Origin of the sequence: Rhodobium gokarnense (assembly GCF_025961475.1) — a bacterium.
Classification (GTDB): Bacteria; Pseudomonadota; Alphaproteobacteria; order Rhizobiales; family Rhodobiaceae; genus Rhodobium; species Rhodobium gokarnense.
In genome coordinates this window covers 307,292-318,544 of record NZ_JAOQNS010000006.1, presented here as the reverse complement: position 1 = coordinate 318,544, position 11,253 = coordinate 307,292, and the positions used below count along the sequence as shown (strand labels likewise).

8 protein-coding genes are annotated in these 11,253 nt (G+C 66.2%); 3 read left to right on the top strand and 5 right to left on the bottom strand.

All coding sequences use genetic code 11. The annotated features are described in order from the left end of the window. Positions 1-175: 175 nt before the first annotated feature. Positions 176-1,369: a cell wall hydrolase gene (locus M2319_RS13025; protein WP_264601889.1), complete on the bottom strand. Its 1,194-nt coding sequence runs from the start codon at positions 1,367-1,369 to the stop codon at positions 176-178. Positions 1,370-1,826: 457 nt separating this feature from the next. Next, positions 1,827-2,726: a LysR family transcriptional regulator gene (locus tag M2319_RS13020; RefSeq protein ID WP_264601888.1), complete on the bottom strand. Its 900-nt coding sequence runs from the start codon at positions 2,724-2,726 to the stop codon at positions 1,827-1,829. Positions 2,727-2,856: 130 nt separating this feature from the next. On the opposite strand from M2319_RS13020, the gene M2319_RS13015 reads away from it, so the two are divergent. Together M2319_RS13015 and M2319_RS13010 are read left to right on the top strand one after the other, a co-directional pair. Then, positions 2,857-3,882, top strand: coding sequence for an MBL fold metallo-hydrolase (locus M2319_RS13015; RefSeq protein ID WP_264601887.1), 1,026 nt, complete (start codon positions 2,857-2,859; stop codon positions 3,880-3,882). Positions 3,883-4,027: 145 nt separating this feature from the next. After that, a complete protein-coding gene (locus tag M2319_RS13010) occupies positions 4,028-4,789 on the top strand; it encodes a glucose 1-dehydrogenase (protein WP_264601886.1) in 762 nt (253 codons plus the stop codon). A gap of 102 nt (positions 4,790-4,891) precedes the next feature. Here the strand turns inward: M2319_RS13010 and M2319_RS13005 are convergent, their stop codons facing one another. The 3 genes from M2319_RS13005 to ppdK are packed head-to-tail and all read right to left on the bottom strand — an operon-like array spanning position 4,892 to position 8,782. Continuing rightward, positions 4,892-5,839 (bottom strand): ArgK/MeaB family GTPase, encoded by a 948-nt coding sequence (locus M2319_RS13005; RefSeq protein ID WP_264601885.1) that lies wholly within the window; start codon positions 5,837-5,839, stop codon positions 4,892-4,894. After that, on the bottom strand, positions 5,839-6,087 hold the full coding sequence (locus M2319_RS13000; protein WP_264601884.1) for a hypothetical protein: 249 nt from the start codon (positions 6,085-6,087) through the stop codon (positions 5,839-5,841). Before M2319_RS13000 ends, M2319_RS13005 begins: the two co-directional genes overlap by 1 nt. A gap of 10 nt (positions 6,088-6,097) precedes the next feature. Then, positions 6,098-8,782, bottom strand: a complete 2,685-nt coding sequence (gene ppdK, locus M2319_RS12995) for a pyruvate, phosphate dikinase (protein ID WP_264601883.1) — start codon at positions 8,780-8,782, stop codon at positions 6,098-6,100. Positions 8,783-9,424: 642 nt separating this feature from the next. On the opposite strand from ppdK, the gene M2319_RS12990 reads away from it, so the two are divergent. After that, the gene (locus M2319_RS12990; protein WP_264601882.1) at positions 9,425-11,221 is read left to right on the top strand and encodes a tetratricopeptide repeat protein; all 1,797 of its coding nucleotides are present in this window, start codon (positions 9,425-9,427) and stop codon (positions 11,219-11,221) included. Positions 11,222-11,253: the final 32 nt, after the last annotated feature.

Here is an 11,253-nt window from a genome sequence, read left to right as displayed (position 1 = left end):
TGAACATAGTTCCGTTCGATCGTCCGGTCATAGCTGTTGTCGCGCATGGGTCGCTCCTTTCCGCGATCCCATCACCGAATATCTGAACTCGCACAATTGCGAGTGAGCGAAGCAATCCAGATCGGCCTACATGATTGAAACATAGGCCCGTCGACCCCGATCCCCGGCCCCCGCCTCAGCTCCAGCCGCCGTGCTTGGTCTTATAAAAGATATGCCGACCGATGCGCTGCTTGCGGACCATGCGGCGGGCCCAGCGCGGGCGGACATAGGTGGCGTGGTAGTGGGTCGAGGCGCCGACCTCTTTCAGCCAGTGCTTGCCGGCGGTGATCTCGCGGGCGATCTTCTGGGCCTTGGCCCAGGCGCTGTGGCTGCGGATGCGCTCACGCTTGCCGTCGCAGGCAAAGGAGAACTGGCAGCGGTTGCGCCGGTGCTTGTTCTGGTAGACGACGCCGCAGATGGTCCCCGGATAGGTCGGGTTCTTGACCCGGTTGAGTACCACCTGGGCGACCGCGACCTGGCCCTTCCAGGGCTCGCCGCGGGCCTCGAAATAGATCGCCTCGGCGAGGCACTTCTGCTGCGTGTTGGTGATCACGCTCGCCGGCAGGGAATTCGACGCCCACCAGTGGGAATCCGACTTGTCGACGGCCTCGGCTTCCGGATCGAGCGATCCGTCCTTCGGCTTGCCGCCGAAGAGGGCGTTGAACGGGGCTTCCAGGTCGCCGGAATTGTCCGGCGCGTAGGCGTTGACCAGCGACAGGCTGGCGGCGGCGACGCCGCGGGCAATGAAGATGCGGTCGTCGACCTTTTTCGCCTGGGGGGTCGGAGCGGCCGCATCGGCAACGGCGACCGCCGGCTCGTCGGCCTCGAACGGGGCCGGCTTGACGAACGCGACGCGCGGCATTTGTGTGCCGGTGTCGAAGGTGACGAGGCTCGCCATGGTGACCAGCGAGCCGGCCGCCATCTCGCCCGGTTCCGGATCGGGCATGCGGGTCGACAGGCGGTCGCCCTTGCGGGCCCGGTTGATGCGGTCGCGGTCGGGGACGATGGTTTCGGGCTCGCTCACCTCGCCGACCGGGCGGCTGGCGACGCGCATGGCGCCGTCGCGGCCGCCGCCAACGGCGATGCTGCCGGTGATCTCCGGCCCGACATTGGCGTAGGTGTAGGTCGGCGGCAGGGTCGTGCCGTCCGTCGGCTCAAGAATATGGGCGGTCCAGCGCAGGGCATCCCGGTCTTCGACGCCGATCTCGCTGACCGCGTCCTGAAATGCCACCTGGATCGGCATGAGGAAGACGAAAACACCGGCGAGAACAAGGGACGCGACGCCATCGACGACCGACCGGGTCCGCTTTCGATTAAGTTGTCGAGCCATTCGCCCCAACTCTGAACTTCATCGGCATTAGCAACACACGCCGATACGCAAGGGTTATGCGTCGTGCACTCTGCAAATCACAACGCAAGGACCATTTGATCGTCGATTAACCTTGCGGATCGGTTAATGAGCCCGGTCGTTTTTTATTTTTCGCGTTTACAAATGGTAAATCGCCCGCGCCGCGCCAGCGTTTGTCTTGCTCGCCGAGTCGCGCCGCACCCTTTAGGCCCGGCAAAGCAGGCCGAAATGGGGGCGGTAGCGGAATACTTTGGTTAATGGGGAAGCGTCCGGGACCGGTCAGGACGCGCACTCAAAGACGGATTGCCGTCGCCTTGCCGCATCGAAAGAAACGACGGCGAGGACATTTGCGGCGTATTCCCGATCACGCGTCACCTGAAAAATCGGCCGGCTGAATGGAGCCTAGTTGGTCGGATGCTGCGTTTCGCGTGCCGAAGGATCAGCCCATCCGTCTGTGTTTTTCGGCGTCGACAAGCAACTTGGTGAATTCCACGACACGTGGGGGGCGGAAGCGGGCCGGGGGATAGACGATGTGGATCCCGCCTTCCGGCAAACGCCAGTCCGGCAGGAGCTGTACCAGGCGTCCGGCGGCGACGGGCTCGGCGACGAGAAAGTCGGGAAGGATGGCGGCGCCGAGCCCGGACAAGGCGCCCGCCAGCACGGCAGGCGTGGTGGTCATGCCGGCGACCACATTCGACCTGAGCCGCACCCTTTGGCCCTCATGGTTCGTGAATTCGTGCCTCGTAGGATCGCGCAGAACGGCATTGGCGACGAAGGGCCAGGGCGCAAGGTCGTCCGGCAACACGGGATCGTCGAACCGCGCGGCCAGTTCGGGCGACGCGACCAGATGCAGCATGAAGCTTCCGACCCGCCGCGACTTCAGGCTCGATTCTGAGAGCCAGCCGAGCCGGATCGACAGGTCCCAGTTGCCCGACTGCAGATCTACCATGCTGTCTCTGAGGTCGAGTTCGACCGTGCAGGCGGGATAGATCGAGCGGAATTTCGTCAGCACCGGCACCAGGAAGGTCTGCCCATAGTCGAGCGGTGCGGCGATCCGCAGGACGCCCGTCGGGGCCGCCCGCTTGGAGTTCAACGCCTCCTCGGCGCTGTCCGCTTCAAGCTGGATCTGCCGCGTGTGCCCGAGCAGCAACTCCCCGTCCTCGGTCAAGGTGACGCTGCGGGTCGTTCGCACGAAAAGGGAAACGCCGAGCTCTTCCTCAAGCCGGGCGACCTGCGCGCTGACGACGGCCTTGGTCACGCCGAGCCGGTCGGCGGCCTGCGTAAACGAGCCGGTATCCGCGACAGCCTGGAAATAGGAGAGACGGTCGAGCTTCAGCATGTCCGGGGTCCTAGCGCCTACTGTATGTCAAATCAATACAATGAGTTGCCTTTTAGATCCCTAATTGTTGACGATCATTGGCACTACCTGAGGCGCATCGGAAAAATGCAGCCCATAGGACACGACTGAAATGACCCACAAACTCCGCTTCGCCGCCGCCACGGCGCTCGCCCTCGTGCTCAGCACGCAGAGCCTGCTGGCCGAGGTGCCCTCGACCGTCGGCGCGACCTACCGCGCCGAATCCAGCACCGAAGCGCTCGCCCCCGGCGAGAAGATCGAGAACCTCTTCACCAAGAACATGAAGCAGCCATACGTGCTGCAGAAGCTGACCGACCGCGTCTACTTCTACGAGGGCGGCTTCTACGGCACCATCTTCTACGTCGGCGACAGGGGCGTGCTGCTGTTCGACCCGCTCGAGGGGCAGGGCCCGGGCCTGTTGAAAGCCATCGCCGGGGTGACCGACCTGCCGGTGACGGCCATCGTCTACAGCCACAACCACGCCGACCACATCAACGACACACCGGTGATCCTGAAGGCCTTCCCCGGGGCCGAGATCATCGCCACCGCGGCCACAGCCGACCAGATGCGGCACCTCGGCTCCAAGCACCCTGCCCCGACCCACGTGCTGGGCGCAGATGAGAAGAGCTTCGACTTCGAGGGGCTGACCGTCGACGTCGTCCGGGCCTTGAACGACGCCCACGCCCACGACCACGCGATCTTTGTGCTTGAGGGCGAGAAGGTTGCGCACATCCCCGACGTTATCAACCCCGACCAGCCGCCGTTCTGGGCCTTTGCCGGCTCCGCATCCTATCTGGGCTATCGCGAACTGGTCGAGCAGATCGGGTCGCTGGACTGGGATTACCTGTCGGGCGGACACGGCAATGTCGGATCGCGGGCCGACGTGACGTTCTACCTTCAGTTCCTGGACGATCTGGAGGCCGCCGTCGGGCAGGCGATGGGCGAAGTTCCGTGGGGTTTCGGCGTCGACGCCTCCAAGCTGACCGCGCATACCCCGATGCTGCCCGCCTGGTACGACGAGATCGCGCGCCGCGCGACCGAGAGCCTGCGTAGCAAGTACGGTGACTATTACGGCTTCGAGGCCGCGACGCCGGCGAACGCCGAGATGGTGGCCGAGTACCTGTTCAGCTATCGCTGATCGCTATTGCCTGCCGTGCCGCAACGTGCGGTCCGGCAGGCACCTTCATCGCTTTCCCGTCGCGGATCGACGCGGGAGTGGCACCGGCACATGTCCGGTTTGCCCCCACGTCCCGCAGCTCCATTTTCCAAAAAAAGAGACAATCATGACATCGACAGCACGCTTCCTCGAAGGCCAGGTCGCCCTCGTTACCGGCGGCGGTGGCGGTATCGGCCGCTCGATCGCCTGCCACTACGCCAAGGCAGGCGCCAGGGTCGTCGTCGCCGACCTTGACGATGACGCCGGGGCCGAGACCGTCCGGCAGATCACCGACGCAGGCGGCACCGCCCTCTTCCAGCATACCGACGTCGCCTCAGCCGAGGACGCCCGCGCCCTCGTCGCGAAGGCGCTGTCGGTCTACGGCAAGCTCGACATCGCCTGCAACAATGCGGGCGTGGCCCCTCCCGCGACGCCCCTTGCCGAGATCGACGACGCGCTCTGGCGGCGGATCCTGTCGATCAATCTGGACGGCGTCTTCTACGGCATGCGCGCCCAGATCCCGGCGCTCCTGGACAATGGCGGCGGCGTCATCGTCAACGTCGCGTCGATCCTCGGGCAGGTGGGATTTCCGGGGATGGCGCCCTATGTCGCCACGAAGCACGCTGTGGTCGGCCTGACCAAGCAGGTCGCGGTGGACTATGCCGACAAGGGCGTCCGTGCCATTGCCGTCGGCCCTGCCTTCATCAAGACGGGCATGGAAAACAATCTCGATCCTGAAGAGCGCTCTGCACTGGAGACAGAGCATCCCGTCGGCCGCATGGGAGAGCCCGAAGAGGTCGGATCGGTCGTGGCGATGGTGTCCGCACCGAACTGGACCTTCGTCAACGGTGCCTATCTGCCGATCGACGGGGGCTACCTGTCGCGCTGAACCGTCCCGCCCCGTGCCGGCGCCGCCGTCCGGGATCGCGATGAGCGCGCCGGCAAGGACTGCTCGCGACATCTGCAATGCCGTTGTTTTTGGACACAGAAGCTAGAGCCGCGCCAGCGCGGCTTTCAGCGCGTCGCTGGCGGTCTTGATCGCGGCGAAGGGCCGGGTCTCGGCGTCGGGCAGGTCGACCTTCGCGGCCAGCTTTGCGCCGACCGTGCCGAAACGGCTCTTGAGGGCCTGATCGAGCCATTGCCGGTTCTGGCGCGCCCGGCGCGCGGCGAGGCGACCGGCGCTCAAAAGGTGCGCGCGGTGGCCGTCGAGGGCATCGCTGAGACCATCGAGGCCGGTGCCGGTCGCGGCCGAGACGGCGACCACGGGAGCCTTCCAGCTTGCATCCTCGCCGAGCGCCAGGGTCAGCGCGCCTTCGACGTCGGCGACGGCCCTGCGCGCGGCCTGCTCCATGTCGGCCTTGGTGACGGCGACGACGTCCGGCAGTTCCATGACGCCGGCCTTCATGAATTGGAGCGAGTCGCCCGAGCCCGGCTGGATGCACAGGAGTATGGTGTCGGCGACGAGGGCGATGTCGGCTTCCGACTGGCCGATGCCGACGGATTCCACGATGACCCGGTCGAAGACGGCGCGCATCAATGCGGCGGCGCCGACCGCGTGGTCGGAAAGGCCGCCGAGCCGGTCGCGGGCGGCCATGGAGCGCACGAAGACGTTGGTGTCCTCCGGGTCGGTCTTCAGGCGCGTGCGGTCGCCGAGGAGCGCGCCCTGGCTGATGCGCGAGGACGGGTCGACGGCGATGACGCCGACGCTTTCGCCGGCCTTGCGCCAGCGCTTCAGCAGCGTGTCGGTGAGGGTCGACTTGCCGACGCCGGGCGGACCGGTGAGGCCGAGGACATGGCCCTTCGGGTCGGCGACGGCGGCATCGAGGAGGCTGGCGACGGCGTCGGAGCCGTCACCGGTCTCGATAGCAGCCAGCGCCCGGGCGAGCGCCGGCTTGCCGCCCTGCCGTATGGCCTCAAGATCGAGGACGGGGGCGGCCATCAGACCGCGCCCGCCGCAAGCATCAGCCCGACGACGCGGGCGATGCCGAAGCTGATGCCGGTGACGAAGACGGCGGCAATCAGGTGCGGACCCGATATGCCGCCGCCGGCAAAGACCTCGGTCAACAGGTAGGCGACGACGCCGGCCCCCAGCGCCAGCACCATGCCGACGACGCCCGGGCGGGAAGCCAGGACGCCGACGGCAATCCATGCGCCGTACCACAGGACGAGGACGAGGATACGGGCCATATGGTCCGCGTCAGTCCGTCGAGTGGCCGGCGTCCTCCGCCGACAGGGCCGCCTGGGCCGCGGCGAGCCGGGCGATCGGCACGCGGAACGGCGAACAGGAGACGTAGGAGAGGCCGACCTTCTCGCAGAAATGGATCGAGGCCGGATCGCCGCCATGCTCGCCGCAGATGCCGAGCTTGATGTCGGGACGGGTCGCCCGGCCGCGTTCAGCGGCGATGGCAACCAGTTCGCCGACGCCTTCGGGGTCCATGGTCACGAACGGATCCTGCTCGAAGATGCCCTTCTGGATGTAGGTGCCGATGAACGACGCGGCGTCGTCGCGCGAGATGCCGAACGTCGTCTGGGTCAGGTCGTTGGTGCCGAAGGAGAAGAACTCCGCCGAGTCGGCGATGTCTCCTGCCCGCAGCGCCGCCCGCGGCAGCTCGATCATGGTGCCGACATGGTACTGGATTTCCACGCCGGTATCCTCCGAGACGGCCTTGGCCATGGCGTCGATGCGATCCTTGACCAGGTCGAGTTCGGCCTTGGTGGCGACCAACGGCACCATCACCTCCGGGATGACGTGGGCGCCGGCCTTCTTGCCGGCTTCCACGGCGGCCTCGAAGATGGCGCGGGCCTGCATCTCGGCGATCTCCGGATAGGAGACGGCGAGACGGCAGCCGCGATGGCCGAGCATCGGGTTGAACTCAGCCAGGGATTCGGAGCGCTCGCGCAGTTTCTCCGGGTCGACGTTCATTACCTTGGCGACCTCGGCGATCTCTGCATCCGTGTGCGGCAGGAACTCGTGCAGCGGCGGGTCGAGCAGGCGGATGGTCACCGGCAGGCCGTGCATGATCTCGAACAGCTCGGCGAAGTCGCCGCGCTGCATCGGCAGCAGCTTGGCCAGCGCCGCCCGGCGTCCGTCCTCGGTGTCCGACAGGATCATCTCGCGCACGGCGATGATGCGGTCGGCATCAAAGAACATGTGCTCGGTGCGGCAGAGCCCGATACCCTCGGCGCCGAAATTGACGGCGGTGCGGGCGTCGGCCGGGGTCTCGGCGTTGGTGCGCACCTTCATGCGGCGGATGGCGTCGGCCCATTCCATCAGCTTGCCGAAATCGCCGGAAAGCTCGGGCTGCAGCATCGGCACCTCGCCGTCGAGAACTTCGCCGGTGGTGCCGTCGACGGTGACGATGGCGCCCTTCTGGAAGGTGCGGCCGGCACACGTCATGGTCTGCTTGACATAGTCGACGCGGATGCCGCCGGCGCCGGAGACGCAGGGCGTGCCCATGCCGCGGGCAACGACCGCCGCGTGGCTGGTCATGCCGCCGCGGGTGGTGAGGATGGCTTCCGCGGCGTGCATGCCGTGGATGTCTTCCGGGCTGGTCTCGACGCGGACAAGGATGACCTTATGGCCCTTGCCGGCCATCGCCTCGGCCTCGTCGGCGGTGAAGACGATCTCGCCGGAGGCCGCGCCCGGAGACGCCGGCAGGCCGGAGCCGATGACGTGGCGTTCGGCGTTCGGGTCGATGGTCGGATGCAGCAACTGGTCGAGCGAGCCCGGCTCGATCCGGCCGATCGCCTCTTCCTTGGTGATCATGCCCTCATTGGCCATGTCGACCGCGACCTTCAGCGCCGCCTTGGCGGTGCGCTTGCCGTTGCGGGTCTGCAGCATCCACAGCTTGCCGCGTTCGATGGTGAACTCGACGTCCTGCATGTCGCGATAGTGCTTCTCGAGCTTGTCGCAGATGCCGGCGAATTCCTTGAACGCCTCGGGCATCACCTCTTCCAGCGCCGGCGCGTCGACGCCGGAGGCCTCGCGGGCCGCCCTGGTCAGGTGCTGCGGGGTGCGGATGCCGGCGACCACATCCTCGCCCTGGGCATTGACGAGGAACTCGCCGTAAAGGGCGTTCTCGCCGGTCGACGGATTGCGCGTGAAGGCAACGCCGGTGGCCGAGCTGTCGCCCATATTGCCGAACACCATGGCCTGGATGTTGACGGCGGTGCCCCATTCGGCCGGCAGGTTGTGGAGGCGCCGGTAGGTGATGGCGCGCTGGTTCATCCACGAGCCGAAGACGGCGCCGATGGCGCCCCAGATCTGGTCCAGCGGATCCTGCGGGAACGGCGTTCCGAGCTCGGCCTCGACCAGCTTCTTGTAGCGGTCGATGACTTCCAGCCAGGCGTCCGGATCGAGGTCGGTGTCGAGGGTGAAGTTGCGGGCGTCCTTGATCTCCTCCAGGACCTCTTCGAAATTCTCATGGCCGACGCCGAGGACGACGTCGGAATACATCTGGATGAAGCGCCGGTAGCTGTCGAGGGCGAAGCGGCGGTCGCCGGCTTCCTCGCCGAGGGCTTCCACGGTGGCGTCGCTGAGGCCGAGATTGAGGACGGTGTCCATCATGCCGGGCATCGAGGCGCGGGCACCGGAGCGCACCGACACCAGGAGCGGACGCTTGTCGTCGCCGAAATTGCGGCCGGTCAGCTTGGCCATGTGCTCAAGCGCGGCGGCTACCTGGTCCTTCAGATCGTCCGGGAAGGTGCGGTCGTTGGCGTAGTAGTGGGTACAGACCTCGGTGGTGATGGTGAACCCCGGAGGTACCGGTATGCCGAGATTCGACATCTCCGCCAGGTTTGCGCCCTTGCCGCCGAGCAGGTTGCGCATTTCGGCGGTGCCTTCCGCCGTGCCGTCGCCGAAGGTGTAGACCCATTTGGTCATGACGCGTCCTTCCTTTTTGCAGTCAACCGGTTGGGAGGGGGCAGGGTCGGGTTTCCCTGCCGGTCCGGTTTCATGGTCTGAGTGGCAAATCACCCGGTCGCAATGCACCCAATAAACGCACACCGCAAGGTGACTTATCCGCATAGCATCAAATTACCGCGGGCGGATTGGCGCGTGCCCTCTGGACACGGGATTCAGCGGCTGATATCTGCCGTCTTTTCCCCGTTCTTGCGCTTCCGCGTCCCCGTCCGGCAGCTTACGCGCTCCTCCCCTTTCGCGTTCCGCCGGCATCTGCCGCTAACGCGGCGATACACGCTCTTCGGCGTGCACGGTTTTGTTACATGATTTTGCCGACAATCTCGACGATTGATGTGACAGGTTTTCGTCATTCGACATTCCGGGGAGGTCGCCGGGGCACATTCCGGCCGCAAACCGGCGCCCGGGGAGCCGATGACGACCGCTCCGCCTTTGCCGGATTCCGCCGTTTTTCCCCGTTCGGCGGCAAAACCGGCAAGGCGGGTCCCGTGCCTTGCAGGACGTTGGCAAAACGGCCATTCTTGCGGGCGACCAGATTCTGCCGGCCGGAGCAGTGCCTTGCCGGCCCGACAGACCTCAGCAGCAGAACTCAGCAGCGACACGCCCATGACATTGTTCGACCGCCCGACCCTGCCGCATCTGCCGCGCCTTGCGGCGGCACTCCTGACCGCTGCGGCGCTCGCCGGCACGATCCTTCACGGCCCGGCCGCGGCCAGCGCCCAGACGATGCCGAGCTTCCTGCTCGAGACCTATCCGCCATCGCTCTCCGGCAGCTATCTGGCGGCACGGCACGCCGAGCAGATCCGCGACGTCGACAAGGCGATCGAGTTCTATCGCGAGGCGCTGGCCGGCGACCCGGACAACAAGGAGTTCCTCGACCGCACCTTCGAGCTGCTCCTGTCCGCCGGCGAGGTGGGGGAAGCGGCCGAGATCGCCGATCGTCTCGTGACCATCGACAAGAACAACCGGATGGCGCAGCTCGTCCTCGGCATCAAGGCGCACAAGGAGCGCTCCTTCGACAAGGCGCGCAAGCACTATGAGGCGATCGCCGAGCAGGGTCCGCTGGCCGAACTCTCCTCCGCGCTGCTGACCGCCTGGGCGATGCAGGGCGCCGGCGACACCAACGGCGCCATCGCCTTCCTCGACGACTACGGCAAGGACCGCAGCACCGCCGTGTTCGCCCAGTACCATTCCGGGCTGATCGCCGGCCTTGCGGGGCGCAAGGACGAGGCGGTCAAGCGCATCAAGGTCGCCTATGAGAACGACCCGACGGCGCTTCGCATCGTCGATGCCTATGTGCGCAGCCTGATCCGGGTCGGCCGGCTCGACGACGCCAAGAAGGTGGTCGCCGATTTCGAACGGACGGTACCGAGCCATCCGCTCCTGACCCGCACCCTGGAGATCGCCGAAAGCGGCAAGCAGCCGGCACCCGTCATCCGCGACGTGCAGGCCGGCGGCGGCGAGGTGCTCTACTGGCTCGGCTCTGCGATCGGGCGGGATGGCTTCCTCGACCTTGCCATCGTCTATCTGCAGCTCGCCAAATACATGGACCCGAAGGCCGAGCTCGCCACGGTCGCGCTGGCAACGCTCTACGAGCGCCAGAAGCGCTACGAGCAGGCGATCGAGACCTATCTCACCATCGATCCGGACTCGCCGCTAAAGCGCGGCGCGGAAATCCAGGTCGGCCTCAACTACTCGGCCCTCGACAAGGTCGACGAGGCGCGGGCGCATCTCATCAAGCTGGTCGACGACGATCCGTCGGACCTCGATGCCGTCCGCGCCCTCGGCAATGTGCTGAGGCGCCGCAAGCTGTTCCTGGAAGCCGCCGATATCTACAGCCGCGGCATCGACACCATCGCCAAGCCCGGCAAAGAGCACTGGGCGATGTTCTACTACCGGGCCATCTGCTACGAGCAGTCGAAGCTCTGGGCGAAGGCGGAGTCCGACCTGATGAAGGCGCTGGACCTGTCACCCAACGAGCCGGATGCCCTCAACTATCTCGGCTACTCCTGGATCGACCAGGGCATCCACCTCGACCGCGCGATGGAGATGATCCGCAAGGCCGTGGAGTTGAGGCCGAACGACGGCTACATCGTCGACAGCCTCGGCTGGGCCTATTACCGGCTCGGCAATTACGACGAGGCGGTGCGCCATCTGGAGCGGGCGGTGGAGCTTCGCGCCGTCGACCCGATCATCAACGACCATCTCGGCGATGCCTACTGGATGGTCGGCAGGAAGCTCGAGGCGCAGTTCCAGTGGAGCCACGCCCGCGACCTCGACCCGACGCCGGAGACCCTTGACCAGATCAAGAGGAAGCTCGCCGACGGCCTCAACAGCGACGGCAAGATCCCGGTCGCCAAGAACCCGACGAAAGAGGCCGGCAAGCAGGACAAGGACGGCTGATCGACCGGTCGCACTGATCCCACGGGTCGCAT

Bases quoted from the DNA above. Each gene is read 5' to 3' on its own strand.
- M2319_RS13020 (WP_264601888.1), bottom strand. From the start codon at position 2,726: ATGCTGAAGCTCGACCGTCTCTCCTATTTCCAGGCTGTCGCGGATACC.
- M2319_RS13000 (WP_264601884.1), bottom strand. From the start codon at position 6,087: ATGGCCCGTATCCTCGTCCTCGTCCTGTGGTACGGCGCATGGATTGCC.
- M2319_RS13015 (WP_264601887.1), top strand. From the start codon at position 2,857: ATGACCCACAAACTCCGCTTCGCCGCCGCCACGGCGCTCGCCCTCGTG.
- M2319_RS13025 (WP_264601889.1), bottom strand. From the start codon at position 1,369: ATGGCTCGACAACTTAATCGAAAGCGGACCCGGTCGGTCGTCGATGGC.
- ppdK (WP_264601883.1), bottom strand. From the start codon at position 8,782: ATGACCAAATGGGTCTACACCTTCGGCGACGGCACGGCGGAAGGCACC.
- M2319_RS13010 (WP_264601886.1), top strand. From the start codon at position 4,028: ATGACATCGACAGCACGCTTCCTCGAAGGCCAGGTCGCCCTCGTTACC.
- M2319_RS13005 (WP_264601885.1), bottom strand. From the start codon at position 5,839: ATGGCCGCCCCCGTCCTCGATCTTGAGGCCATACGGCAGGGCGGCAAG.
- M2319_RS12990 (WP_264601882.1), top strand. From the start codon at position 9,425: ATGACATTGTTCGACCGCCCGACCCTGCCGCATCTGCCGCGCCTTGCG.